General features: G+C 66.6%; 20 protein-coding genes. 14 read left to right on the top strand and 6 right to left on the bottom strand.

What is annotated here, in order from left to right; translation table 11 throughout:
* Positions 1 to 11 precede the first annotated feature (11 nt).
* The 3 genes from HMPREF9710_RS02435 to HMPREF9710_RS02425 all read right to left on the bottom strand — a co-directional run bounded on the left by HMPREF9710_RS02435 (position 12) and on the right by HMPREF9710_RS02425 (position 3,852).
* Positions 12 to 2,351 (bottom strand): GH92 family glycosyl hydrolase, encoded by a 2,340-nt coding sequence (locus HMPREF9710_RS02435; protein ID WP_005663578.1) that lies wholly within the window; start codon positions 2,349 to 2,351, stop codon positions 12 to 14.
* A 131-nt stretch (positions 2,352 to 2,482) separates the two neighbouring features.
* A complete protein-coding gene (locus tag HMPREF9710_RS02430) occupies positions 2,483 to 2,893 on the bottom strand; it encodes a RidA family protein (RefSeq protein WP_005663577.1) in 411 nt (136 codons plus the stop codon).
* Positions 2,894 to 2,949: 56 nt separating this feature from the next.
* On the bottom strand, positions 2,950 to 3,852 hold the full coding sequence (locus tag HMPREF9710_RS02425; RefSeq protein ID WP_005663575.1) for a LysR family transcriptional regulator: 903 nt from the start codon (positions 3,850 to 3,852) through the stop codon (positions 2,950 to 2,952).
* Between the two features lie 334 nt (positions 3,853 to 4,186).
* On the opposite strand from HMPREF9710_RS02425, the gene HMPREF9710_RS02420 reads away from it, so the two are divergent.
* Positions 4,187 to 5,602, top strand: coding sequence for a CehA/McbA family metallohydrolase (locus HMPREF9710_RS02420; RefSeq protein WP_005663573.1), 1,416 nt, complete (start codon positions 4,187 to 4,189; stop codon positions 5,600 to 5,602).
* A 3-nt stretch (positions 5,603 to 5,605) separates the two neighbouring features.
* Here HMPREF9710_RS02420 and HMPREF9710_RS02415 read toward each other — a convergent pair whose 3' ends face one another.
* Positions 5,606 to 6,181, bottom strand: coding sequence for a TMEM165/GDT1 family protein (locus HMPREF9710_RS02415; RefSeq protein WP_005663571.1), 576 nt, complete (start codon positions 6,179 to 6,181; stop codon positions 5,606 to 5,608).
* Positions 6,182 to 6,345: 164 nt separating this feature from the next.
* On the opposite strand from HMPREF9710_RS02415, the gene HMPREF9710_RS02410 reads away from it, so the two are divergent.
* Entirely contained in the window at positions 6,346 to 8,202 is a 1,857-nt protein-coding gene (locus HMPREF9710_RS02410; protein ID WP_005663570.1) for a M1 family metallopeptidase, read from the top strand.
* Entirely contained in the window at positions 8,199 to 9,809 is a 1,611-nt protein-coding gene (locus tag HMPREF9710_RS02405; protein WP_005663568.1) for a serine hydrolase, read from the top strand. Before HMPREF9710_RS02410 ends, HMPREF9710_RS02405 begins: the two co-directional genes overlap by 4 nt.
* Before the next feature lie 47 nt (positions 9,810 to 9,856).
* Here the strand turns inward: HMPREF9710_RS02405 and HMPREF9710_RS02400 are convergent, their stop codons facing one another.
* Both HMPREF9710_RS02400 and HMPREF9710_RS02395 read right to left on the bottom strand, forming a co-directional pair.
* A complete protein-coding gene (locus HMPREF9710_RS02400; RefSeq protein WP_005663567.1) occupies positions 9,857 to 11,476 on the bottom strand; it encodes a S1C family serine protease in 1,620 nt (539 codons plus the stop codon).
* Between the two features lie 121 nt (positions 11,477 to 11,597).
* Positions 11,598 to 12,383, bottom strand: a complete 786-nt coding sequence (locus HMPREF9710_RS02395; protein ID WP_005663566.1) for a class I SAM-dependent methyltransferase — start codon at positions 12,381 to 12,383, stop codon at positions 11,598 to 11,600.
* 329 nt (positions 12,384 to 12,712) lie between these two features.
* Here HMPREF9710_RS02395 and HMPREF9710_RS02390 point away from each other — a divergent pair, with 329 nt between their 5' ends.
* From HMPREF9710_RS02390 to HMPREF9710_RS02340, 11 genes are all read left to right on the top strand, one after another.
* Complete coding sequence (locus HMPREF9710_RS02390) at positions 12,713 to 14,347, top strand: TldD/PmbA family protein (protein ID WP_005663565.1); 1,635 nt, start codon at positions 12,713 to 12,715, stop codon at positions 14,345 to 14,347.
* Between the two features lie 13 nt (positions 14,348 to 14,360).
* Positions 14,361 to 15,695, top strand: a complete 1,335-nt coding sequence (locus tag HMPREF9710_RS02385; protein ID WP_005663562.1) for a TldD/PmbA family protein — start codon at positions 14,361 to 14,363, stop codon at positions 15,693 to 15,695.
* A 64-nt stretch (positions 15,696 to 15,759) separates the two neighbouring features.
* Positions 15,760 to 17,397 (top strand): TldD/PmbA family protein, encoded by a 1,638-nt coding sequence (locus tag HMPREF9710_RS02380; protein ID WP_005663561.1) that lies wholly within the window; start codon positions 15,760 to 15,762, stop codon positions 17,395 to 17,397.
* A 10-nt stretch (positions 17,398 to 17,407) separates the two neighbouring features.
* Positions 17,408 to 18,745 carry a TldD/PmbA family protein gene (locus tag HMPREF9710_RS02375; protein WP_005663559.1) on the top strand — a complete coding sequence of 446 codons (1,338 nt, stop codon included), beginning with the start codon at positions 17,408 to 17,410 and terminating at the stop codon, positions 18,743 to 18,745.
* A gap of 15 nt (positions 18,746 to 18,760) precedes the next feature.
* On the top strand, positions 18,761 to 19,384 hold the full coding sequence (locus HMPREF9710_RS02370) for a DUF4159 domain-containing protein (RefSeq protein WP_005663557.1): 624 nt from the start codon (positions 18,761 to 18,763) through the stop codon (positions 19,382 to 19,384).
* A 3-nt stretch (positions 19,385 to 19,387) separates the two neighbouring features.
* Positions 19,388 to 20,392, top strand: a complete 1,005-nt coding sequence (locus HMPREF9710_RS02365) for an AAA family ATPase (protein ID WP_005663556.1) — start codon at positions 19,388 to 19,390, stop codon at positions 20,390 to 20,392.
* Between the two features lie 14 nt (positions 20,393 to 20,406).
* A complete protein-coding gene (locus tag HMPREF9710_RS02360) occupies positions 20,407 to 21,291 on the top strand; it encodes a DUF58 domain-containing protein (protein ID WP_005663555.1) in 885 nt (294 codons plus the stop codon).
* Positions 21,292 to 21,294: 3 nt separating this feature from the next.
* Positions 21,295 to 22,278, top strand: a complete 984-nt coding sequence (locus HMPREF9710_RS02355) for a BatA domain-containing protein (RefSeq protein WP_005663554.1) — start codon at positions 21,295 to 21,297, stop codon at positions 22,276 to 22,278.
* Positions 22,262 to 24,355, top strand: a complete 2,094-nt coding sequence (locus tag HMPREF9710_RS02350; protein WP_005663553.1) for a hypothetical protein — start codon at positions 22,262 to 22,264, stop codon at positions 24,353 to 24,355. The genes HMPREF9710_RS02355 and HMPREF9710_RS02350 overlap by 17 nt, the downstream gene beginning before the upstream one ends.
* Positions 24,352 to 25,887 carry a hypothetical protein gene (locus tag HMPREF9710_RS02345; RefSeq protein ID WP_005663552.1) on the top strand — a complete coding sequence of 512 codons (1,536 nt, stop codon included), beginning with the start codon at positions 24,352 to 24,354 and terminating at the stop codon, positions 25,885 to 25,887. Before HMPREF9710_RS02350 ends, HMPREF9710_RS02345 begins: the two co-directional genes overlap by 4 nt.
* A 71-nt stretch (positions 25,888 to 25,958) precedes the next feature.
* Positions 25,959 to 26,927 (top strand): cation diffusion facilitator family transporter, encoded by a 969-nt coding sequence (locus HMPREF9710_RS02340; RefSeq protein ID WP_005663551.1) that lies wholly within the window; start codon positions 25,959 to 25,961, stop codon positions 26,925 to 26,927.
* The last annotated feature ends 9 nt before the right edge of the window (positions 26,928 to 26,936 follow it).

The raw sequence follows: 26,936 nt of genomic DNA, 5'->3' as shown, positions 1-26,936 counted from the left end.
GCTTTCCTTCGTCAATACCTGGTCTGCGTGTAGGGGCGGGCGTTCTGTTCCTTGCCCCAGTCCTTGTTCGGCGTGGCCTGCATGGTGAACACCAGTTCGCCGCCGGCCATGATGTCCTCGTGGCGGATGAAGGTGCGCATCAGGGGCTTGCCGTTCAGGGTCACGCGGCCGATGTAGCCGTTGGCAGTCGACAGGTTATCGGCGCGCACCGTGAAGCGCTTCCCGTTCGGCAGGTTCAGGGTCGCCTTGTCCAGGAAGGGACGGCCGATCACGTACTCGTTGCTGGCCGGGGCCACCGGGTAGAAGCCGAGCGCGGTGAAGGCGAACCAGGCCGACATCTGGCCCAGGTCGTCGTTGCCCGACAGGCCGTCCGGCTTGTCGCTGTACTGGGTGGCCATGATGTTGGCCAGGCGTTCCTGGGTGCGCCATGGCGCGCCGGCGTAGTTGTACAGGTAGGCCACGTGGTGCGAAGGCTCGTTGCCGTGGGCGTAGTGGCCGATCAGGCCCGAGATGTCTTCCATGTGGGCGTACACGGTCTCGTCGACCTTGGCGTCGAACACCTGGTCGATCTTGCTCACCAGCTTGGTGTCGCCGCCCAGGAAGGAGATCAGGCCGGCGTTATCGTGCGGCATATACCAGGAATACTGCCAGGCGCTGCCCTCGGTATAGTCGCTGCCGAAGTTCGACTGCTCCGGATTGAACGGGGTGCGGAATTCGCCGGTGGACTTGCGGGCGCGGATGAAGCCGGTCTCCTTGTCGAACACGTTGCGGTAGTTCTGGGCGCGCTTGTAGTAGCGCGCCGCGACGTCCTTCTTGCCCATCTTCTCGGCCATGCGCGCGATGGTCCAGTCATCGAAGGCGTATTCGACGGTCTTCGACGCCGCTTCCTTCTCGAGGTCGATCGGCACGTAGCCCAGCTTCATATAGTGTTCCAGGCCGCCGTAGGGACCGTATTCGGCGCTGGCCGTCATCGCGGCCAGGGCCTTGTCGGCGTCGAAGCCGCGGATGCCCTTCATGTAGGCGTCGGCGATCACCGGCACCGCGTGGTAGCCGATCATGCACCAGGTCTCCAGGCCGTGGAACTGCCATACCGGCAGGATGCCATAGGGGCTGTGCTGCGTTGATGCGATCAGCGAATTCACGAAGTCGGCGTTGCGCTGCTCGGGCGCGACGATGGTGAGCAGCGGGTGCAGCGCGCGGTAGGTGTCCCACAGCGAGAAGGTCGAGTGGAAGCGGAAGTTCTTCGCCTTGTGCACCTGGTTGTCCGGGCCGCGGTAGCTGCCGTCGAGGTCCATGAACAGCGACGGCGCCAGCATGGTGTGGTACAGGGCGGTGTAGAACTTGGTGCGCATCGGACCTTCGGCCTCGACGTTCACCGCGCCCAGCGCGTCGTTCCAGGCCTTGCCGGCGCGCTCGCGCTCCTGGTCGAAGTCCCAGCCCGGCATCTCGGCCAGGTTGGCGATCGCATTGTCTTCGCTCACCGCCGACAGCGCGACCTTCACCAGCAGCGTGCCGTCCTGCGGCACGCCGAAGTTGAAGTCGGCCATCAGCTGCTTGCCTTCGACCAGGGCCTTGTCGGCCGGGGTCTTTCCGGGCGGGGCGAAGCCGCGGTAAGGGATCGCTTCTTCGCGGTTCAGGAGCTGGCGGGTGTCGATCGGGCGCGAGAACTGGATCGCGAAGTGCACCTGGCGGCCGGGCGCCCAGCCGCGCGTCTCGCGCATGCCGGTGATGGTGGTGCTGCTCCGCACGCGCAGGCGCGCCCACAGGTTCTTCTCGTCGTAGTTGTAGATGCTGGTGCGCAGGTCGAGCAGCACCTTGGCCGGCTCGCCGGCCTTGAATTTATAGCGGTGCAGGCCCACGCGCTCGCTGGCGGTCAGCTCGACATCGACTTCATGGTCCTTCAGGCGCACCGCGTAGTAGCCCGGCTCGGCCTTTTCCTGGTCGTGCGAGAAGCGCGAACGGTAGCCCGAGAACGGACGCTCCGGATAGCCCGGCTCCAGCTTGGTCTCGCCGCTGTAGGGCATCAGGAGCACGTCGCCCAGGTCGGAGTGGCCGCTGCCGGAGAAGTGGGTGTGCGAAAAGCCGAGGATCGAGCTGTCGGCGTAGTTGTAGCCCGAGGCCCAGGGATAGCTCTGGCGGAAGTGGCGGTGCTGGGTGTCGGGGCTGAGCTGCACCATGCCGAAGGGGCGGCTGGCGCCGGGGAAGGTGTGGCCGTCGCCGCCGGTGCCGATGAAGACGTTCACGGCTTCGGCCGGGCTGCCCGGCGCGGCGGCCAGGACGGGAGTTGCACTAAACAGGAATGCCGCACTGGCGGCGATCGAGAGTTGTCCGAAATTGAGTCTGGCCGTCATGAGGTCTCCACGCGTGGCGGCAGCGACGGGCGCCGCCTTTTAGTTGCACTATACCCAAGCGAAACTTATATGTGGAGACTGGTTTCTAAGCAATCTTTACCGTGTTTCAACCCATCTGTTTAGCCGGTTTACTAAACATTTTGTGCGCGGCGCTTGGCCACCGCCTCGATTTCGACCAGGGTGTCGGGAGAGGCCAGCGACGCCACGCCGATGCCGGTCAGGGCCGGACGCGGCAGGCCGAGGTGGCGCACCAGGATTGGCGCCACGGTCTCGAGGTGCTCGCCGATCTCGCCGCGCACGTAGACGCGCAGCTGCAGGATGTGCTCGACCGAGGATCCGGCGGCCTCCAGGACCGCGATCAGGTTGCGCGCCGCGCCTTCGGTCTGCTCGGCCAGCGTGGTGTGTTTGACCTTGTACTCACGGTCCCAGTCGACCTGGCCCGATACGAACACCAGGCCGGTGTCGTGATCGATGGTCGCATGCGACAGGCCGTGCGGGGCGCCGTCGTACAGGGCAGGGGGATTGATGCGTTCGATGCTCATGCGGGTTCCTTTGCGTTGAAAGGCGCCAGCTTAGGCATGCGCGCCCGCCGCCGCAATCAAGCGCGGCTTGTAGCGGATACAAGGCCGGATCCGACCCGCTCCAGCACCCAGGTGATGAAAGCATCGTTTTGCGCATTCGGATGGTGGGCGGCCACGACCTGGTAGCCGGGCGGGTACTTGGGCAGCGCGATCTCGAATACTCCCTCGCAGGGCAGCAGGCGCGATGGCATGAACGCGACCAGGTCCGATCCCTTCAGGTATTCCAGCGCCATGAAGAAGGACGGCGCCGACGCGACCACCCGCCGCTGCAATCCCTGGCGCGCGAACCAGCCGTCGGCCGATCCCGTGAAACTGGCCATGCCCGGATTGGTGACGATGAAGTCGTGCTCCGCAAGCTTTTCGAGCGGCATGACGCCGCCCTCGGCCAGCGCGCGGTTGCCGGTGACGCAGCGGTACTGCTCGAGGAACAGGGGCTGCGTCACCAGCCCGGGCGCCACGTATCCATCCACCGTGAAGATCAGGTCGATTTCTCCCTGGTGCAGCTTGCGGGTGAGGGCGCTGACCTCGATGTCGACCACCGCCACCTTCACTTTCGGCGCCTCGGCCCTTAGCGTGCGCACCAGGTCGGCCACGATCACCTTCTGCGTGTAGTCGGTGCCCGAGATCACCAGCGTGCGCTCGGCCTGTTCGGGACGGACCTCGAAGGGCAGGGGAATGCCGTTCAACCTGGCCAGCACCTGGCCGATGTGCGGCGCGATCAGCTTCGCATACGGCGTCGGCGCCATGCCCTGGCCGGTGCGCACGAACAGCGGGTCGCCCAGGATGGCGCGCAGCTTCTTCAGTTGCAGGCTGACCGCCTGCTGCGAGACGTCCAGGTGCTCGGCTGCCGCCGAGATGGTGTCGAAGCGGTTCAGGGCGTCGAGCGTGCGCAGGTGGGTGAGTTCGAGCTTGTCGATCATGAGACTGCCAACATAAACGGCTATCTCGTCCGTTGCAAGTTGTCATGATTGAAATTCATCAAAGCCAATGGACGAAATGACAATTTTTATGGGAGGCTGGTCAATATGAATGAGGCATGAAATTGCAAAAATTGCATCATGAAAACCTCATTCCTCTCCCCGTTTCTGGCCCTGTCGCTGTGCTGCAGCCTGGCGCAAGCCACCCCCCGCAGAACACCAGGAATTCGAAGCCACCCTGCTCGCGCCGTTCCAGGCCGGCGCGGCCCAAGGGCGGACCTTCACGCTGCATTTTGCCTATCCCGGCCTGGCGCGCGCGGCCACCGTCGACTGGCGGGTGGAGCTGGTACGGCCCGACGGCCGCGTCGCCCTGCGCTGGCGCGGCGCGGCGCCGTTCACGGGCGAGGCCATGACCGTTACCGTGCCATGGTCCGGCCGCCTGGGATTGGCGCCGGCGCCGAGCGGCATCTATCGCGTCCGGCTGCGCGCGACCGTGCGCGGCGACGCGCATGAGGAAGTCGAGCAGGACTGGGAGATCGCGGTCGGCGCGCCGCCGCTGCCAGCCATGCCGGCATTCTCGCCGCTGGCGCGCGCCTTCGCGCCGGCCGCCGCGCCGGCGCCCGGGGCGCTGCCCTACACGGTCTATCTCGGCAACCTGCACAGCCAGACCAACCACAGCGACGGCGGCGCCGACGTCGCCGAGTGCAAGGGCGCCCAGTCGCCATTGAAGTCGCCGCACGGCCCGGACCATGCCTTCGCCTATGCGCGCGAGCGCGGCCTCGACATCCTGGTCGCCTCGGAACACAACCACATGTACGACGGCTCGGAAGGCAGCGCGCCGGACGCCGACCCCGCAGCCGCCAAGGGCTTGTACCGCGCCGGCCTGGAAAGCGCCGCCAGCTTCTCGAAAAAGCACCCTGACTTTCTCGCAGTGTACGGTCTGGAATGGGGCGTCATCAACAACGGCGGCCATATCAACATCTTCAACAGCGACGAGCTGCTGGGATGGGAGACCAATGCCAAAGGCGAGCTGATGGCCGACACGCGCACTCCCAAGGGCGACTATGCGGCGCTGTACACGCTGATGCGCGAGCGCGGCTGGGTGGGGCAGTTCAACCATCCGGCGCACTCGGGCCAGTTCCAGGTCGATGGCGTGCCGCTCGCCTATACCGAGGACGGCGGCGAAGCGATGGCGCTGTGCGAGGTGATGAACAGCACCGCGTTCTCGACCAACGTCGACGAGACCGAGACCCGCCGCAGCAATTTCGAAGGCGCCTGCAACCGCCTGCTGGAAGCGGGTTACCGCCTGGCCTTCAGCACCAACCAGGACAACCACTGCGCCAACTGGGGCGCGTCGTTCACCAACCGCACCGGCGTGCTGCTGCCGAACGGCGCGGCCCTGAGCCGCGCCACCTTCGTCGAAGCGCTCAAGGCGCGCCGCGTGTTCGCGACGATGGACAAGGATTCGCAACTGGTCCTGACCGCGAACGGACGGATGATGGGCGAGCGCTTCACCAATCGCGGACCGCTCGCGCTGGTGGCGAATTTTGCGAGTTCAACCGGCCGGAAGGCAGCCTCGGTCGCGATCATGGAAGGCGTCCCGGGCCGCAAGGGCACGGTCACCCAGATGTCGGACCAGGCCGAGACCACCTTCACCCCGAGTCCGGGCGCGCACTTCTATTATGCGAAGGTGACCCAGGACGACGGCAACGTGCTGTGGTCGGCGCCGGTGTGGGTCATGCAGGAGGAATGAGGATTAGAACCCCAGGCCTTCGCCCATCCCCAGCAGGGTCGCGATGCCGAGCACCGCGAAGATCAGCGCCGCGATGCCGTGCACGAGCTTGAGCGGCACGCGGTTCGCGATGCGTTCGCCGAAGTACACCGCCGGCACGTTGGCCAGCATCATGCCGAAGGTGGTGCCGGCGACGATGGCGGCCATCGATTCATAGCGCGCGGCCAGCGCCACGGTGGCGACCTGCGTCTTGTCGCCCATCTCGGCCACGAAGAAGGCGATCAGGGTGGTCAGGAACACGCCGTACTTCGCCAGTTGCGCTTCCTCGGCGTCGATTTCGTCGGGCGTCAATACCCACGCGGCCATCCCGAGGAAGGACAGGCCCAGCACCCAGCGCATCACGCCAGGGCCCAGCAGCTCGCTGACGAGGGCGCCGACGGCGGCGGCGAAGGCGTGGTTGGCCACCGTCGCGACCAGGATGCCGAACACGATCGGCAGGGGGCGGCGAAAGCGCGCGGCGAGCAGGAAAGCCAGCAACTGGGTCTTGTCGCCGATCTCGGCGAGGCCCACGATGCCGGTCGAGACGAGAAAGGCGTCCATCAGTCGGGTGAAGCAGGAGGAAGGCCGCGATCATAGCAGACGCGGCCCTGTCGCTGCGCCGGCATGTGTATTTATCGCGCGGGCGGCGCGCTTTCGCTGGCCAGGCGTGCATGCTATCCTGCACCCGCCTCGGCCTGCCGGGCCGACCTTCCCTGCGAGAGACCATGAACAAAAGTACCCTGCTGCGCGCCAGCACCGCAGCCTTCCTGGGCGCCTGGAGCGCTTACGCCTTCGCACTCGATCCCCTCAGCTACGCCAAATACGACCAGGTCAAGACCACCGCCCTGCACCTGGACCTGAAGGCCGACTTCGCGAAGAAAAGCCTGGACGGCTATGCCGAGCTGACCCTCGACTGGCTGGACAAGAAGGCGACCACGCTCGACCTGGACACGCGCGAGCTGACGATCTCGAAGATCGAGGCGCAGGATGCGAAAGGCGCCTGGCGCAAGGCCGACTACTCGCTCGGCAAGTTCGACGAAGAGAAGGGCCAGCCGCTGCACGTCAAGCTGCCGGACCAGCAAAAGAAGGTGCGCATCCACTACCGCACCGCGCCGACCGCCACCGCGCTGCAATGGCTGCAGCCGGTGCAGACCATGTCGGGCAAGCACCCGTTCATGTTCAGCCAGTCGCAGGCGATCAATGCCCGCTCGTGGGTGCCGATCCAGGACACGCCGGCGGTGCGCTTCACCTACAGCGCGCGCATCGAGGCGCCGCAAGGCCTGCGCGTGGTGATGAGCGCCGATAACGACATGAAGGCCACCGGCAAGGGAGGCTGGAAGTTCAATATGCCGCAGCCGATTCCTTCCTACCTGCTGGCGATCGGCATCGGCGAGCTCGAAGCGCGCACGCTCGGCGGGCGCACCGGCGTCTACGCCGAGCCGCAGCGCATCAAGGCCGCCGAGTACGAGCTGGCAGACACCGAGAAGATGGTGGAAGCGGCCGAGAAGCTGTACGGCCCGTATCGCTGGGGACGCTACGACATGCTGGTCCTGCCGCCGTCGTTCCCGATCGGCGGCATGGAAAACCCGCGCCTTACTTTTCTTACCCCGACCATGATCGCGGGCGACCGCAGCCTGGTCGACCTGATCGCCCACGAACTGGCGCACAGCTGGTCGGGCAACCTGGTGACCAACGCCTCGTGGAAGCACTGGTGGCTCAACGAAGGCTTCACCACCTATGTCACCACCCGCATCCTGGAGGAGATCTACGGCAAGGAAGTCGCCCTCATGAACCTGCAGCTGGAGCAGGAAGAGGCGCTGGAGATGCTGAAGGACCTGCCGCCAGCGAAGCAGGCGCTGGTCTCGCGCCAGCCGGACACCTCGGCCGAATACTACCCGGACACCTCGCTGGCCTATCCGAAGGGCGCCTGGTTCCTGCACACGCTCGAGCAGCGCGCCGGCCGCGCCGCCTTCGACACCTTCCTGCGCGGCTGGTTCGACGGCCACGCCTTCCAGAGCGTGACCAACGACCAGTTCCTGGACTACCTGCGCAAGAACCTGCTGGCGAAAAATCCAAAGATCATGAGCGAGGCCGAGCTGGACGAGTGGATCTACGGTCCCGGCATCCCGCAAAGCGGCCAACGCGCCGTCTCGCAGCGCCTGGCGCAGCTGAACGCCTCGATCGACGGCTGGATCAAGGGCACGGTATCGACCGACCAACTGAAGGCCAGGGACTGGAACGCCGCCGAGTGGATGAAGTTCCTGAACGATATCGACAACAAGGCCGATGCGAAGAAGCTCGCAGAACTCGACCGCGCCTACGGCCTGGCCAACACCAGGAACAACGAAGTCGCGTTCCGCTTCTACCGCGCCTCGGTGCACGCCGGCTACCGCGCCGTGCGTCCGCAGCTCGAAGCCTTCCTGATGAGCGTAGGCCGCCAGAAGTTCGTGGTGCCGCTGTACGCCGCGCTGCGCGAGAAACCGGACGACCGCGCCTGGGCCGAAGGCATCTACAAGAAGGCGCGCGAGCGTTACCACCCAGAGACGCAATCGAGCGTCGACAAGGCGATGGGCAAGCAATGATGACCATGAACCGACTCGCCGGCGCGCTGCTGCTCGCCTTGTGCACGACCGCCGCTGTTGCACAGACCGCCGCCGCGCCAGCCGCCACCGCGGTGGCGCCCGCCTACAACCTGGAAGCCGACGTCAACCGCGTCCTGAAAACCTTCGACGTCCCCGGCATCGCCATCGCGGTGGTCAAGGACGGCAAGGTCGTCGTCACCCAGGGCTTCGGCGTGCGAAAACTTGGCGACCCGACGCCGGTCGACGGCAAGACCATCTTCGAGATCGCGTCCAACTCCAAGGCCTTCACGGCGGCGGGGCTGGCGATGCTGGTCGACCAGGGCAAGCTGGAATGGGACGACCCGGTCATCAAGCACTTGCCGGACTTCCGCATGTACGATGCGTACGTGACGGCCGAGATGACGGTGCGCGACTTGCTCACGCACCGCAGCGGCCTGGGACTCGGCGCCGGTGACCTGATGTGGTGGCCCACCACCACCTTCAGCACCGACGAGATCATCCACAACCTCCGCTACATCAAGCCGGCGACGAGCTTCCGCAACAGCTACGCCTACGACAACCTGCTGTACATCGTGGCCGGCAAGATCATCGCGCAAAAGTCGGGCAAGGACTGGGGCGCGACCATGCGCGAATGGATCCTCGATCCGGTCGGCATGACCGCGACGACCACGAGCCTGGACCAGCACAAGCCGGGCATGAACGTGTCGGCGCCGCACAGCAAGATCAATGGCAAGGCGGCGGTGGTCAAGCCGATGCCGGTGGCAAACGCGATGGGCGCGGTGGGCATCAACACCAATGCCGAGGACATCGCGCGCTGGATGAACGTGCTGCTCGACCAGGGCCGCCTCCCGCAAGCTGTGGGCGGCAAGGAAGTGCGCCTGTGGTCCGAGAAACAGGCGCGCGAGATGTGGACCGCGCAGACGCCGATGAAGATCAACGAGCCGCGTCCACCGCTGGCGGCGACCAAGCCGAACTTCTTCGCCTATGGCCTGGGCTTCCAGCTGCGGGACTACCAGGGCAAGCTGGTGGCGATGCACGGCGGCGCGCTGCAGGGCTTCTATTCGCGCGTCATGCTGGTGCCGGAAGCGAAGCTGGGCATCGCGATCTTCACCAATGCCGAAAGCGGCCCGTCGCTCAATGCGCTGCAATACCGCCTGCTGGACCAGTACCTGGGTGTGGCGCCGACCGACTGGATCGGCCGCATCGCCGAGGTCGACCGCGAAGCGCGCGAAAAGGAAGCGGCGCGCGTAAAGGGTGAAAGCGCCAGTCGCGCCAAGGCCTCGAAGCCGTCGCTGCCGCTGTGGGACTACGAAGGCGAGTACGAGGACGCCTGGTATGGCAAGGCGACCGTCAAGCGCCAGGGGAGCAAGCTGGTGATGTCGTTCTCGCGCACGCCCGACCTGACCGGCGAGATGGAGCACTTCCAGCACGACACCTTCATCGTGCGCTGGAAGGAACGCAACTTCAACGCCGACGCCTATGCGACGTTCTCGCTGGACCACGACGGTTCGATCGAGCGGATGCGCATGAAGCCGGTATCGACCGAGACCGACTTCAGCTACGACTTCCAGGACCTGCTGTTCACGCCGGTGAAAAAGGCGAAGTAAGAAAAAAAACGCCCGCATGTTCGCGGGCGTTTTTCGTGGTGGGGAGCTTATTTGCGCTCCCACACCTTCATCATGTCTTCCGACCCCTGCGTCCTGATCCCGTTGTCCGACAGGATGGACTCGGTCGCCGCCAGCGTCGCCTGGCGCGGCAGGATCATGGTCTCGCCGTAGCGCTGGTCGAAGCGCAGCACCACCTGCTCGTCCTTCAGGTCGCGCAGCAGTTCCACCAGGTGGCGCAGGCTGTGCACCTTCTCGCCGTTCACCGATTCGATCACCGAGCCGAAGCGATTGTTGTAGCCACTCACCAGCTTGTGCGGGAAGAACGGCGCGCTGATCACCACCAGCTCTTCGCGCTCCGGCGTCGGCGAGTCGCCACGCTGCGTGACCAGCGGGCTGGCGTTGAAGGCGTAGGCGTTCATCCCCGGCGCGCTGCCGGCGACAAAACTCATGAATTCGCTGGTGGCGCGCGAGAAGGTGATCGGGCCATAGATGAAATAGGACGGATAGCCGCCGTCCAGGTCCGAGATCAGCAGTGGACGCGGACCGGTGGCCGGCACCTCGACCTTCATCTGCTTGCCGCCGCGGATGATGGTCATCAAGACCTTGCCGTTCTTCGCCACCTGCTGGATGCGGTACTGGAAGCGCACGCGCAGGTTCGAGCCCAGCTTGACCATGCCCTGGTTGTCGACCGCATGTTCGCCGATATGGGTGATCACGTCCCACTCTTTCAGCGGCCAGCTGGCGTCGACCCGGTAGGGGCGGTGCACCACCGCGCCTTCGACCGATTTATCCAGCTTGAGGAACTGGCGCAGCGCCGGGTTTTCCAGCGTCTGCACGCTGTCGTGCAGCAGCGGCTTGCCGTCGTAGCGGCCGTCGGCCACGTCGCGCAGGAACAGTTCGATTTCCTCATTGGGGATCACGTAGCCGATATTCTGCGCATTGGCCGCGCCGGCGAAGGCCAGGCCGACCATGCGGTCGCCGGACACCACCGGGCCGCCGCTGTTGCCGGGATTGATCGGGGCGTCGATCTGGATCCGCAGGCCCGAGCTGAAGGCGCCGTAGTTGACGAACTCCACGCGCGAGACGATGCCGGTGGTGGTCGACAGCGAATTGCCGCCGACCGGATAGCCGTAGGCGAACACCTGCTGGCGCACGTCGGGCAGCACGGGCGCGCGCGGCACCGGCGGGCGCTTGTCGAAGAAGGACGGGTCTTCCAGTTCCAGCACGGCCAGGTCGATGCCGCGCGCCAGCGCGATCACCTTGGCGGCCACCTTGTCGCCCGACTGGCTGGCCTGCACCTCGACCTGGCTCGCATAGCCGACCACGTGGGCATTGGTCAGGATGCGCTTGCCCTCGATGATGACGCCGGAACCGGTGACCGAGGCTGGGGCCGCCTTGGTCCAGGGTTTATAGGGTTCGGGGCGGCGGATCGTGGCGAAGATCTTCACCACCGAGTTCTCGACCGCGGGCAGGACCGGCGCGGGCACGGCGCTCTTGGCGGCAGGGGGAGCAACTGCGGGAGCGACGGCGGGCGCCGTGGCAGGAGTAGGAGCAGGAGCAGGAGCAGGCATGGCCTGGACCTCGGGCGGCACGGTGTCCTGGGCGTGCGCGGCGCCGCAGGCGCCAAGGAGGAGGGCGGCCAGGCGCAATGTCGGCAGAGTCTTCATGGTTTCCTTCGAATGGACGGTTCAGGATGCATCCAGAAGAATAACCACAGGCGGCGCAAAAGGAAATACGGGAATCGTCGCGAAGGAATACCGGCCTTCCTTCGCGACGTGGCGCTTATGCTTACTGCTTGACGAACTTGAGCGTCATGCGGTCGCTCTCGCCGATGGCGAGGTACTTCTCGCGGTCCTTGTCCTTGTTGGTCAGCACCGGCGGCAGGGTCCACACGCCTTTTTCATGGTCGGCGGTGTCCTTCGGATTGGCGTTCACCTCCGACTTGGCGGCCAGCTTGAAGCCGGCGCGTTCGGCCATGCGGATCACGTATGCCTCGTGCATATAGCCGCTCGAGGCCTTGGCGTCCTGCTCCATCTTCGCCGGCAGGCGGTGCTCGACCACGCCCAGCACGCCGCCCGGCTTCAAGACCTTGTGCGCTTCCTTCAGCACGGTGAGCACGGCGTCGTCGCCATTGCCCAGCCAGTTGTGCAGGTTGCGGAAGGTGACCACCATGTCGACGCTGTTCGGCGCGCCCAGCGCGATGCTGCCCGGTGGCGCGAACTGGACCGGGGTCACCTTGCCGTACACGGCGCCATTGGCCGCCAGCCTGTCGCGGAAGGCCTTGCCGCCGCGGCTCTCGGCGTCCGGCACGGCGCCATACAGCTTGCCCTGGTCGCGCAGGTAGGGCGCCAGGATCTCGGTGTACCAGCCGCCGCCCGGCGACAGCTCGATCACCGTCATGTTCGGCTTGATGCCGAAGAAGGTCAGGGTTTCGTAAGGGTGGCGGTAGGCGTCGCGGGCCTTGCTGGCGGCGGCGCGGTGTTCGCCGGCGATGGCGGATTTCAGGGCGTCGTCCGCGTGCGCGGCGCCGGCAAGGCCGGTTGCCAGCATCGCGGCCAGGATCAGTCGTTTCATCGTGCGAGGTCTCCTTGGTGGGTGGGACGGCAGGCGGTTCGCCGCCGTCAGCCCGAGGATGATCGAACAGGCAACCTCCATAGTCAAGCGTTCGCCGTATATGCATATGCGTGGAATATTCATTGTACTGACAGTGCCTTGCACAGGCAGAGAACATTGCATTGAGGTGGCACAAAGATTGCCTATTCAAAACGTTAAGTCGATGCTATCGTTGAGAGGTTTGCCGCGTGGCACACAGGCAAATCCAAAACAATAGCGATGTACATACAAGAGCGGCGCCGAGCTGTTTGCGGAACCGCTGCCCGGAAGTAGGTCATTCAGGAGAACACATGGAACGCCGTACCTTTCTCAATCTCAGCAGCCTGGCCGCCGCCTCGATGCTGTTGCCATTCGGTCGCGCGATCGCTGCCGAGGAACTGGTCAGCACGATGCCCGTCGCCGCCAAGAAGGCCCTGGCCGACGTCGCGCTGAACGCCGCCACCAAGGCCGGCGCCAGCTACGCCGACGTGCGCATCGGACGCTATCTCAACCAGTTCATCACCACGCGCGACCTGAACGTCGAGAACGTGGCCAATACCGAATCGGCCGGCGTCGGCGTGCGCGTCATCGTGAACGGCGCCTACGGCTTCGCCGCGACCTCGGACATGTCGAACGACGGCATCGCCAACGCGGCGCGCCAGGCGGTGGCGATCGCCAAAGCGAACGCCAGGCTGCAGACCGAACCGGTGCAGCTTGCACCAGTCAAGGGCGTCGGTGAGGTTTCGTGGAGCACGCCGTACACCAAGGACTGGCGCACGGTGCCGATCGCCGAGAAGACCGACATGCTGATCGCCGCCAACAAGGCAGGCATGGAAGGCGGCGCCAACTTCATGCGCACGATGCTGTTCCAGGTGAACCAGCAGAAGTACTTCGCGTCGACCGACGGCTCGTATATCGACCAGGACGTGCATCGCCTGTGGGCGCCGCTGTCGGCCACGGCGGTCGACAAGGCCACCGGCAAGTTCCGCTCGCGCGACGGCCTGAGCTCCCCGGTGGGCAAGGGCTATGAATACTTCGACGCCCGCCCCGAGCACAAGATCAAGGCCGCCGGCGGCGTCGCCACGCTGTACACCGAGACCTACGACATCGTCGAGGACGCGCGCGCCGCGGGCCGCGACGCCAAGCGCAAGCTGACCGCCAAGTCGGTCCAGCCGGGCAAGTACGACCTGATGCTGTCGCCGGAACACCTGTGGCTGACCATCCACGAAAACGTCGGCCACCCGACCGAGCTCGATCGCGTGCTGGGCTACGAGGCCAACTACGCCGGCACCAGCTTCGCCACGGTCGACAAGCTGAAGTCGAAGAGCTTCAAGTACGGCGCCCCGATCGTCAACATCTTCGCCGACAAGACCACCCCGGGTTCGCTGGGCGCGATCGGCTACGACGACGAAGGCGTCAAGACCAAGCGCTGGGACATCATCAAGGACGGCATCCTGGTCAACTTCCAGGCCACGCGCGACCAGGCCCACATCATCGGCGAGAAGGAATCGCACGGCTGCTCGTACGCGGACGGCTGGAACACGGTGCAATTCCAGCGCATGCCGAACGTGTCGCTGGCGCCGGGCAAGGCCAGGCTGACCCCGGACGAGATGGTCAAGGGCATCAAGAAGGGCATCTACATCATCGGCGACGGCTCGTTCTCGATCGACCAGCAGCGCTACAACTCGCAGTTTGGCGGCCAGCTGTTCTTCGAGATCAAGGACGGCAAGATCGGCCAGATGCTGGAAGACGTGGCCTATCAGTCGAACACCCAGGAATTCTGGGGCGGCTGCAGCGCGATCTGCGACGAGCGCGACTGGCGCATGGGCGGCTCCTTCTTCGACGGCAAGGGACAGCCGCCGCAGATCAGCATCGTCTCGCACGGTTCGTCGACCGCGCGCTTCAACGGCATCAACGTGATCAACACCGCTCGCAAGATCGGCTAAGGCAGGGACGCACATGAGCATCTTGACCCAGGAACAAACCAGGAAGATCAGCGATCGCGTGATGTCGCTGACCAAGGCCGACGAGTGCATCGTCAACATCGAAGGCAGCACCATCGGCAACATCCGCTTCGCCCGCAACGCCGTCTCGACCGCCGGCCTGGCCGACGACACCCGCGTGCAGGTGCAGGTCGCATTCGGCAAGAAGCAGGGCACGGCCACCATCAACGAGTTCGACGACAAGTCGATCGAGCGCGCCGTGCGCCGCGCCGAAGACCTGGCGAAGCTGGCGCCGGACAATCCGGAATTCATCCCGGCGATCGCCAAGACCGCCTACAAGCCGTCCGACACCTTCGTGCAGAAGACCGCCGACATCGATCCGGAGTACCGCGCGCAGGCCGCCGCCTACGCGATCGAGGGGTGCCGCAAGCGCGGCCTGGTCTCGGCCGGCTTCTTCACCGACCGCACCAGCTTCGAGACCGTCGCCAACTCGAACGGCCTGTTCGGCCACCAGGTCGCGACCTCGCTCGACTTCACCCTGACCGTGCGCACCGAAGACGGCCGCGGTTCGGGCTGGGTCAAGCGCTCGGCGCGCGACGTCACCAAGTTCGACCCGCGCGAAGCGGCCGAGATCGCGATCGAGAAGGCCTTGCGCTCGGTCGACGCCAAGGCGCTGGAGCCGGGCCGCTACACCGTGATCATGGAGCCGGCGGCGACGTCGGACCTGCTGTCCTTCATGCTGGGCGGCTTCGACGCGCGCCGCGCCGACGAGGGCCGCAGCTTCCTGTCGAAGGCCGGCGGCAAGAACCGGCTGGGCGACAAGCTGTTCGACAGCCAGGTCAACATCTGGTCCGACCCATGGGACAAGGACGTCGCCGTGCTGCCATGGGATAACGACATGCTGCCGCGCGAACGCGTGGAGCTGGTCAAGGACGGCAAGATCAACGCTCTCGACTACTCGCGCTACTGGGCGCAGCAGAAGAAGCAGCGCGCGGTGGGCGCGGCCGGCAACATCATCATGGCCGGCACCAACAAGAGCACCGAAGAGCTGATCGCCAACACCAGGAAGGGCGTGCTGGTCACCCGCACCTGGTACATCCGCATGGTGGACCCGCAATCGGTGCTGCTGACCGGCCTGACCCGCGACGGCACCTTCTACGTCGAGAACGGCAAGATCAAGCATCCGATCAAGAACTTCCGTTTCAACGAAAGCCCGGTGACGATGCTGAACAATATCGAAGAGATCGGCAAGCCGGTGGTGATCGGCGCCGACGAAGCGCGCTACTCGATGCTGATCCCGTCGATGAAGATCCGCGACTTCAACTTCACGTCGCTGTCGGACGCCGTTTAACGTAGGGTGGGCGGCTTGTCCGCCCACGCGGATGCCACCCGAGGGCACCGCACCTGGAGAATTCATGGAACGTCGACAATTCCTGCAGATCGGCGCCGGCACTGCCGGCGCCATGCTCATTCCGGTGTTCGGCAATGCGATCGCGGCCGAAGACCTGCTCAAGCCGATGGCGGCAAGCGCCAAGAAGGTCCTGGCCGACACCGCCATGGGCGCGGCCACCCAGGCCGGCGCGTCGTACTGCGACGTGCGCATCGGCCGCTACCTGAACCAGTTCATCGTCACGCGCGACCTGAACGTCGAAAGCATCAACAATACCGAATCGAGCGGCGTGGGGGTGCGCGTGATCGCCGACGGCGCCTACGGCTTCGCCTCGACCAACAGCATGACCGCGGACGGCGTCGCCCAGGCCGCGCGCCAGGCGGTGGCGATCGCCAAGGCCAACGCCAGGCTGCAGATCGAGCCGGTGCGCCTGGCGCCGGTGAAGGGCGTGGGCGAAGTGGCATGGGCCACGCCGATCAAGAAGGATTGGCGCACCCTGCCGGTCAAGGAAAAGGCCGACATGCTGATCGCCGCCAACAAGGCCGGCCTGGATGCGGGCGCGAACTTCATGACCGCCTCGCTGTTCCAGATCAACCAGCAAAAATACTTCGCCTCGACCGACGGCTCCTATATCGACCAGGACGTGCACCGCCTGTGGGCCCCGATCAATGCCACTGCGGTCGACAAGGCCACCGGCAAGTTCCGCTCGCGCGGCGGCCTGGGCGCCCCGGCCTCGATGGGCTATGAATATTTCGACGCGCGTCCCGAAGACAAGGTGCGCGCCGCCGGCGGCGTCACCACGCTGTACACCAAGTCCTACGACATCGTCGAGGATGCGCGCCTGGCCGGCAGGCAGGCGCGCGAGAAGCTCAGCGCCAAGTCGGTCGAGCCGGGCAAATACGACCTCGTGCTCAGCCCCGAACACTTGTTCCTGACCATCCACGAAAACGTCGGCCACCCGACGGAACTGGACCGCGTGCTCGGCTACGAAGCCAACTACGCCGGCACCAGCTTCGTGGGTCTCGACAAGTGGCAGAGCAAGAAATTCAAGTACGGCGCAGAGCGCGTCAATTTTGTCGCGGACCGCACCACGCCGGGCTCGCTGGGCCTGATCGGCTACGACGACGAGGGCGTGCCGGCCAAGCAGTGGGACATCATCCGCAACGGCGTCCTGGTCAACTACCAGGCCACGCGCGACCAGGCCCACATCATCGGCGAGAAGGAATCGCACGGCTGCTCGTACGCCGACAGCTGGAGCACGGTGCAGTTCCAGCGCATGCCGAACGTCTCGCTGGAGCCGGGCAAGGCGCGCCTGACGCCGGACGAGATGGTCAAGGACGTCAAGAAGGGCATCTATATCCTGGGCCGCGGCTCCTACTCGATCGACCAGCAGCGCTACAACTTCCAGTTCGGCGGCACGCTGTACTACGAGATCAAGAACGGCAAGATCACCGGCCCGCTCGAGGACGTGGCCTACCAGGCGAATACCCAGGAATTCTGGAATGCCTGCTCGGCCATCTGCGACGAGCGCGACTGGCGCATGGGCGGCTCCTTCTTCGACGGCAAGGGGCAGCCGAGCCAGGTGAGCGCGGTGTCGCACGGATCGAGCACCACCCGCTTCAACGGCATCAACGTCATCAATACCGCACGCAAGATCGGATAAGGAGACCAGGATGAAATCCCTGAATCAGGAACAAGCAAAACGTATCACCGATCGCGTGCTGTCGCTGTCGAAAGCCGACGAGTGCACGGTGGGGATCGAAGGCAGCCGCGTCGGCAACGTGCGCTTCGCGCGCAACAGCGTGTCGACCGCCGGCCTGACCGAAGACATGCAGCTGGTCGTGCGCGTGGCCTTCGGCAAGCGCAGCGGCACCGCCGTGATCAACGAATTCGACGACAAGTCGCTGGAAAAGGCCGTGCGCCGCGCCGAGGAACTGGCGAAGCTGGCGCCGGAGAATCCGGAATTCATGCCCGCCATCGCCAAGCAGGAATACCGCGCCACCACCACCTTCGTGCCCAAGACCGCGGCGATCGACCCGGACTTCCGGGCCGAGGTGGCGGCGACCTGCATCGAGCTGGCGCGCAAGAACAAGCTGGTCACCGCCGGCTTCTTCACCGACAGCACCCGTTTCTCGACCATCGCCAACTCGAACGGCGTGTTCGGCCACCAGGACTTCACCGACCTGTCGTTCAGCCTCACCGCGCGCACCGAGGACGGCCGCGGTTCCGGCTGGGTGACCCGCTCGGCGGTCGACGCCGCGCGCTTCGACGCGCGCGAAGCGGCCGAGATCGCGATCGAGAAGGCGCTGCGTTCGGTGGAGGCGCGCGCGCTGGAACCGGGCCGCTACACCGTGATCCTGGAGCCGGCGGCGACCTCGGAAATCCTCGGCAATATGTTCGGCGCCTTCGACGCGCGTTCGGCCGACGAGGGCCGCAGCTTCCTGTCGAAGGCCGGCGGCAAGAACCGCCTGGGCGACAAGCTGTTCGACAGCCAGGTGAACATCTGGGCCGACCCGTGGGACAAGGACGTGCCGGTCGCGCCATGGGACAACGAATCGCTGCTGGCGCGCGAACGCACCGAGCTGGTCAAGGATGGCCGCGTCGCCTCGCTCGACTACTCGCGCTACTGGGCGCAGAAGACCGGCAAGCGCGCCACCGCGGGTCACGGCAATATGATCATGGCGGGCGGCACCAAGTCGCTGGAAGAGCTGATCGAAGGCACCAAGAAGGGCATCGTGGTCACCCGCACCTGGTATATCCGCATGGTCGATCCGCAGTCGCTGCTGCTCACGGGCCTGACCCGCGACGGCACCTTCTACGTCGAGAACGGCAAGATCAAGTACCCGCTCAAGAACTTCCGCTTCAACGAGAGCCCGGTCACGATCCTGAACAATATCGACGAACTGGGCAAGCCGCAGATCATCGGCGGCGACGAAGTGCCGTTCCAGATGGTGCTGCCGCCGATGAAGGTGCGCGACTTCAACTTCACCTCGCTGTCCGACGCGGTCTGACGATCGAGCGTTTACATGGCGAGTTACGACTTCTACTTCACGCGCCTGATGTATGAATCGGGCAACTGGGACGTAGATATCCGCATGCCCAGCAACGTGCTGAACTCCCTGGTGGAGTACACCACGTTGCGGGTGGATACGACCGAGCGCATGGTGGCCCTGTCGGATCCGAAGATGCTGCAGGCGCCGTTCTGCTACCTGGCCGGCCACAAGCTGGTGCAGTTCACCCCGGCGGAACGGAGCAATTTCGAGAAGTACGTGCGCGGCGGCGGCTTCGTCTTCGTGGACGATTGCAACCACGACATCGACGGCCTGTTCGCCAAGTCGTTCGAGGCCGAGATGGCGAAGATCTTCGGGCTGCATGCGCTCAAGAAGATCCCGAACAACCATCCGCTGTACTCGTGCTTCTTCAAGTTCGAGGACGGGCCGCCGACGACGTCGATGGAACTCAATGGCTGGGGCGACGACCTGGTGCACGAGTACCTGAAGGCGATCGAGATCGGGGGGCGTGTGCGCGTGCTGTACTCGAACAAGGACTATGGCTGCGAATGGGATTACGACTTCCGCAACAAGCGTTTCCTCGCGGTCGACAATACCCGCTTCGCGGTGAACATCATTCAATATGCGTTGGGAGCATGACCAGTGTCGCAACAAGATGCAGTAGCGTGGAATGAACAGGATATCGCCGCCCTGACGGCGAAAGTGGGCGCATTGAAGGCCAGCATGGCGCGCGTGATCATCGGCCAGGAAGAGGTGGTCGAACTGCTCGTCACCTGCCTGCTGGCGGGCGGCCACGCGCTGGTCGAAGGCGTGCCGGGGCTGGGCAAGACCCTGCTCGTCAAATCGCTGGCGCAAGCCACCGACATGCAGTTCCGCCGCGTGCAGTTCACGCCCGACCTGATGCCGTCGGATATCGTCGGCACCGAGATCCTGGAAGAAGACGCGAGCACTCGCCAGCGCGTGTTCCGCTTCCAGCCCGGCCCGGTGTTCACCCAGGTGCTGCTGGCCGACGAGATCAACCGCGCCCCGCCCAAGACCCAGTCGGCGCTGCTGGAGGCGATGCAGGAGCGTTCGGTGACCTTCGCCGGCCAGACCCACAAGCTGCCGCGGCCCTTCTTCGTGCTGGCCACGCAGAACCCGATCGAACAGGCCGGCACCTATCCGCTGCCCGAGGCCCAGCTCGACCGCTTCCTGCTGCGCATCGACGTGGTCTATCCGACCGAGGACGAGGAAGTGCTGATGGTCTCGCGCACCACCCATGCCGGCCTGCAGGATGCCGAACCGGTGATGGACGTCGAGACCCTGCTGCGCCTGCAGCAGCTGGTGCGCGACATCGAGATCGGCGACCACCTGGTGCGCTATGCGACGCGCCTGGTGCGCGCCACCCGTCCGAGCGAGACCACGGTCGACGCGGTCAAGAAGCACATCGGCTGGGGCGCCGGCCCACGCGCCGGCCAGGCGCTGGTGCTGGCCTCCAAGGCGCGCGCCCTGATGCAGGGCCGGCTGGCGGTGACCCGCGACGACATCGGGGCCATGCTGCTGCCGGTGCTGGCGCACCGTGTGCTGCGCAACTTCGAGGCCGAGGCCGACGGCATCGCCATCGCCGACGTGCTGCAGGCGCTGCAGAGCGAGATCAAGGTTCCGTAACGGGCGTTCGCTGCATGTCGTTAGCCAATACCGCGCTGATCGCGCACACGCAAAAGCTCGACCTCGTGATCCGCCACGTGCTGGCGGGCCTGGGCCATGGCATCCACGCCGGGCGCGAACGCGGGGCGGGCGTCGAGTTCTCGGAATACCGCGCCTACGTGCCCGGCGACGAGTGGCGCCGCGTCGACTGGAAGCTGGCGGCGCGCGCCGACCGCCACTTCGTGCGCGAGGCCGAGCGCGACAGCCACGTGGCGGTCTGGCTGGTGCTCGACGCCAGCGCCTCGATGGCCGAACCGAGCCGCAGCATCCCCGGCCTCGACAAGCTGGCCTACGCGCGCATGCTGCTCGGCTGCGTCGCCGCGATCGCGCAGCGCCAGGGCGACGCCTTCGGCCTGGTGGTGCTCGGTGGCGGCAAGGTGGCGTTCACGCCGGCCTTGCGCGGACCGCGCCACTTGCAGCGCGTGCTGTCCCAGCTCCAGCGCGCCGAGCCCGATGGCGACCTGCCGGATGCCGCGACCCTGAAGGCGAGCCTGCACTTCGCCCAGTCGCCGAGCGCGATCTATGCGGCCAGCGACCTGCTCGATTGGCCGTCGCCGCTGTCGGTCGCCTTGATTCGCCTGCGCCAGATGCGCCACGACGTGCGCGTGCTGGGACTGCAGACGCAGGCCGAGGTCGACGCCAGCTTTTCCAGCGACCTGGCCTACCGCGATCCGGAACGCGAAGAGGGCGTGTTCCGCTTCGGCGCCGACCTGAAGGAAGGCTACCGCCGCAACCGCGAAGCCCACTTCGACACCCTCACGGCGCAGTGCCGCAAGAACGATATGCCGCTGACCCTGGCCGCGATCGAGCAGTCGCCGATCGAGGTGCTGCGGCGCTGGCTGCGACGTCCGGGAAGGTAACTCATGAATGCACTCTGGTGGCTCGCGCTGCCTGTTCTCATTTTGCCGATCTGGTGGCACCGCAAGAAGCGCGTGCAGAACCAGGCGGCGCCAATGGCGACCGCGCGCTTCCTGCCGCGCACCGAGCCGCGCCAGACCCGGGTCTGGCGCTGGAGCAATCCGCTATTGCTGCTGGTGCGCTGCCTGCTGCTGCTGGCGCTCATTGCCTGGCTGGCCGACCCGGTCTATCCGTGGCGCGGCGATACGGTCGTGGTGACGCAAGGCGCCGACCCCGCATGGGTCGAGCGCGAAGCGACGCAAGCCGGCCTGGCGGACGCCGAGCGCGTCACGCTGCCCGCCGCGCAGGCCCTGGGCTGGGTGCACACGCACGAACGCGAGTGGCGACCGGACGCGCGGCTGCTGGTGCTGGGCGAGGTGCCGATGCCGGCCGCCAGGCCGGCGTTCGGCCGTGCGGTCGAGGTGCGTACCCAGGCCGCCACGCCCGCCAGGGTCGAGCGCCACGTCCACATCGCCAGCGAGCGCGCCGCCGAGTGGCGCCGCATGTTCATCGAGCAGGGAGGGCCAGAGAAAATCATCATCGACGACACGCCGGGCGCCGCGACGTCGCTGATCGTCTGGGACCGCGCCGCAGCCCCGCCAGCCTCGTTGCGCGCGTCGTTGTGGTGGGTGACGAACCCATCCGCCTTCCCCGAACTGGCCAAGGCGCCTGCGCTGGACGGCCTGCGCTACGCCGACAGCGCGCGCGGCCGCCTGTGGCATCATGCCGACTGGCCGCCGCAAGATCCGGACGCCGCCCGCGCGCTGCTCGACGATTGGCAGCAGCTGCACGTCGGCCCGCGTCCATTCATGATGGCGTCGCAGGCATTCACGGCGAACGGCGCCGCCGATGCGCCGGAACCGGGCGGCGCGCTGCGCGGCGTCCTGCTGGCCGTCCTGGCCGCACTCTTCGTACTGGAAAGGAGTCTCACGCATGCACGGAGGCGTTGAGATCACCAAACGGGTATGGCGCGCAGCCCAGCTGCGCCGCCTGCCGCTGTGGATAGGCGGCGCGCTGCCATGGCTGGCGATTCCATCGGGACCGGGCCTGCTGGCCTGGGCCGGCTGGTGCGCGCTGGACTGGGTCAAGCTGCGCCGCCGCGTCACCTTCGAGTGGACCGCTTGGCTGGACGGCGCCGTGCCCGAGATGGAGGATAGCGCGGCCCTGCTCGAGCAGGCCGATTCGCCGATCGCCCGCCTGCAGCAGCAGCGCCTGTTCGACCGCCTGGACGCCGTCATTTCGCCGGCCCAGCTGCGCCGGATCGTCGCGCGCCATGTGTCGAGCGGTTATCCGATCATCCTGGTCAGCGCCGTGCTGGCGGGGATGGTGTGGTATGCCACCACCAGGCCGTCCGATGGCGCGGCCCCTGTGGCGCCGAGCCCGGTCGGCAGCGCGACCGCGGCCACGCTGGCCCAACTCACCATCAAGCTGGCGCCGCCGGCCTATACCGGCATCAAGGCATCCGAATCGGCGCCGCGCGACCTGCAGGCGCCCGAGCAGACCGTGGTCAGCTGGTGCCTGAAGGACGGCACGGCAGGCGACAACAGGATCGAACTGGGCAACGGCCAGGTGCTCGAGCCGGGCAAGGAGTGCGCGCGCTGGACCGCCACCGAATCGGTGGTGTGGCGCTGGCGCGGCCAGCGCCACACGCTGCGCGTCATCCCCGACCAGCCGCCCGAGATCACGATTCTTGCTCCGACCCAGATGATCCAGGACCTGCGCGAGAACGCGACCGGCACTGCGATGGCGATCCGGATCCGCGACGACTACGCGATCCGGCGCGCCACCCTGCACATGACGCTGGCGCGCGGCAGCGGCGAGAACGTCAAGTTCACCGACCGCGAGATGCCGCTGCCGGCATCGAGCGACCCGAAGCGGCGCGACTGGTCGAAGCAATGGTCGCTCGCCGAGCTGGAAATGGAGCCGGGCGACGAGCTGTATTTCTTCGTGCGCGCGACCGACAACGCCGGCCGTCCCCAGACCGTGCAGTCGCCCACCTACACCGTGCGCCGGCCGGCGCCCGAGCAGGAGGCGGAAGAAGAGAGCGCGGCGATGCCGTCGCTGGTCAAGCCGGCGTCGCTGCGCAGCCAGCGCCAGATCATCATCGACACCGAACAACTCATCGCCGACATGCGCGGGACGAAGATCGCGGCCGACGAGGTACGCGACCGCAGCGAACGCATCGCCAACGACCAGGCGCAGCTGCGCCGCCGCTATGGCCAGTTCCTGGGCGAGGAGTCGACGCTGTTCGCCGACAACGCCGGTTCCGGCACCGGCGGCGCGCAAAAGCAGGACGAGCATGACGATCACGAAGGTCATGAGCACGGCCCCGGCGAGCATCCGCAGGAGGAAGGCCACGGCCACGACCACGGCAGCCCGAACACCCGCAAGAGCGCCATCGTGAACCAGACCCAGCACATCCTCGAAACCTATGGCCACGCCCACGACGAGGCCGAGAACGCGACCATGTACGACGAGGGCACCAAGAAGGTGCTGCGCCGCGCGCTGGTCGCGATGTGGGACGCCGAGAAGTCGCTGCGCGCGATCGCGCCCAGGACCGCCTTGCCGCCCGAGCACAAGGCCCTGGAAGCGATCAAGGAGTTGCAGCAGGCCGAACGCATCTACCTGCACAAGACCGCCTTCACCCCGCCGCCGATCAAGGAAGAAAAACGCATGACCGGCGAGATGGCCGGCGCCGCCAGTTACCGCCGCGAACAGGCGGCAGAAGCGTCGCCGCTGCCGGAGGAGCTGCGCGCGCTGGTGGCCTCCCTGTCAGGCGAGGCCGCGCTGCCTGCGCTGTGGATGCGCACCGCCAACGACTGGGTGCGTACGCGCCTGAAGGACGACGAACAGCGCCTGGCCGCCCAGCGCGCGATCCAGGACGTGGCCGACGGCTGCATCGCCTGCCGTCCGGTGCTGCGCGCCTGGCTGCGCACCGGCGCCGGCGAGGGCCAGGTGCTGCTGCAGGCCAGCAGCAAGGTCGAGACCCCGTTTGCACGCCACTGGCGCGAGGCGGGCGCGCCATGAACCAGACCCTGCTCATCGGCCTCATCGCCCTGGCCGGCGTCGTCAGCGCCGCGCTCTACCTGCGCCGCCGCCAGTGGCTGGACGCGCTGCTGGTCGTCGTCGCGGCCACCGCCCTGGGCCTGTTCGCGGCCGACCTGCGCGTGCCCGGCGAGGCCGGCCGCACGCTGGCCATCGACCCGGCCGCGCCGCCGGTATCCCTTGAGGGAGTGAGCTCCCTGCGTCTCGAAGGCGACGGCCTGCGCGCCGCGGCATGGAACGACCTGCCGGCCCTGCCGCTCGCGTGGCAGGCGCCGAAGGGCGGGGCGCTGCGCCTCGACTTCCCGAGCCAGGTGGCCCTGGGCCGCCTGTTCACCCTGACGGTCGAGCGCGAAGACAAAAGTGAAGCGCGCCTGGAACTGCTGGCCGAGAACGGCCAGCCGATCGCGCAGGCGCGCGGCGCGGGCAGTCTGACCGTCGAGTGGATGCCGCCGGTAGCCGAGCGCGTCGTCCTCAAGGCGCGCCTGCTGGACGCGAAGGACAAGGTGGTCGCCGAAGGTCCGGTGCCGTTTACCGTGCACGAGCCGGTCCAGTTGCAGGTCGTGGGCCGCTTCGGCGCGCCATCGTTCGACCTGCGCGTGCTCAACGACCTGCTGGCCGGCAGCGGCGCGCTGCTCGACTGGCAGGTCACGCTGGGGCGCGACATCACCCGCCTTGAACAGCCGCGCGAAGAGATGACGGCGCCTAACCTGATGGTGATCGATGCCGCCCGCTTCGAGCGCATGGGTGGCGGCGAACGTGCCGCGTTGCTCGAGCGCGTGGCCGCCGGCATGCCGCTCCTGGTGCTGGGCGGGAATGCGAACGATCCGGGCGTCTGGTCGCGCACCCTGCAATTGCCGCTGCGCGTGCAGCCGCTGGGCGGCAAGCTGGAGGCCCCGTTGGAGATGCCGCTGGCGCCGATGCTGCCGACGGCGCGCGAGGCCGGCCCCTGGCTTGGCGCGGATGACATGGTCTGGACCCGCGACTGGAAAAAGGGCCGCATCGCCTGGCTGGGCGTGAGCGAATGGCACCGCCACGCGATCGCCGAACCGCGCAAGCTGGCGCTCTGGTGGCAGGGTGTGCTCGACCGCGTCGGCGTCGAGCGCCGCCAGGAGACCGAATGGCTGGCTGGCGCCGAGATGCCGATGCCCGGACAGCGCCTGGAAGTCTGCGCCCGTGGCGTCGAGGGCGAGGTCGCGTTCCCCGAACTGACGCAGGCCTTGCGCTGGCAAGCCCGCGCCGATCGCGCCGACGCTTCCTGCGTCGCGCTGTGGCCGCAGAAGTCCGGCTGGCTGCAGATCGCGGACCGCAAGGCGGGCGCGCATGCCGTCTACGTGTATGCGGAAAACGACTGGCCGCAGTGGCAAGCGATGCAAAAACGCGACGCCACGGCGCGTTACGCCGCCCGCTCGCCGCTTGGCGCCCAGGAAGGGCCGACTCGCCCGATGCCGGCCTGGCCGTTCGCCCTGGCCTTCGCCTCCGCGATGCTGCTGCTATGGTGGCGCGAACGCAGGTAGCGGCAGGTGCGTGGCCGTACGGATCTCCGTAACGCAGTGCTCCATCATGTGCACTCGAACGGGAGAAAAGTATGAATCAAGCAGCACAGGTCGGCGAACGCGGCGCGGCGCCCGAACCGCCGCGCCAGGATTCGCGCAAGGTAATCTACGCGGCCATCGTGGCCAATCTTGGGATTGCCATCGCCAAGTTCATCGTAGCGGGCATCACCGGCAGCGCCGCGATGGTCGCCGAGGGCATCCACTCCGCAGTGGATACCGGCAACGAGCTGCTTCTGCTGCTGGGCGAACGCCGCAGCGCGCGCAAGCCCGACCGCAAGCATCCTTTCGGCTACGGAAAAACCCTGTACTTCTGGGCGCTGATCGTCGCGTTGTCGGTGTTTTCGCTGGGCGGCGGGCTGTCGATCTACCACGGCGTCGCGGCGCTGCAGGATCCGCCGCCACTGGAGGACCCGCTATGGAACTATGTGGTCCTGGGCGCGGCCGCCCTGTTCGAGGGCTATAGCTGGAATGTGTCGCGCAAGGCGCTCAACGCGAAGCGCGGTCCCGGCATGACGCTGTGGCAAACGGTCCGCGCCAGCAAGGACGCCTCGATATTTACTGTATTCATCGAGGATTCGGCCGCGCTGCTGGGCATCGCGATCGCTGCCGCCGGCATCGCTGTCGGCCATTATTTGGACAATCCCTACGCCGACCCGGCGGCGTCGATCCTGATCGGGCTGTTGCTGGTGGGGGCGGCCGTCACGCTGGCGCGCGAGACCGGCGGCCTGCTGGTGGGGGAGGGCATCGACGGCGCGCAACTGGAGTCGTTGCGCGCGCTGTTCCTGCGCGAGCCGGCGCTCGAGAGCGTGGAAAGCCTGCGCACCATGCAGCTGGGCCCTGAGGAGGTGCTGCTCGCAGCTTCCGTGAAATTCCGCCGTGGGCTGCAGATCGGTGAAGTGGAGCAGGCGATCGCCCGCATCGAAACGGCGATCGGCGCCGCCAATCCGGTGGTCCGCCATGTGTATTTCGAGGCGTCTGGACTGCGCTCGGCACTGCGCTGAGCCGAGCGC

The organism is Massilia timonae CCUG 45783, from assembly GCF_000315425.1.
GTDB lineage: Bacteria > Pseudomonadota > Gammaproteobacteria > Burkholderiales > Burkholderiaceae_D > Telluria > Telluria timonae.
Note: the sequence above shows the minus strand (reverse complement) of the source record. Positions and strands in the feature narration are given on the sequence as shown.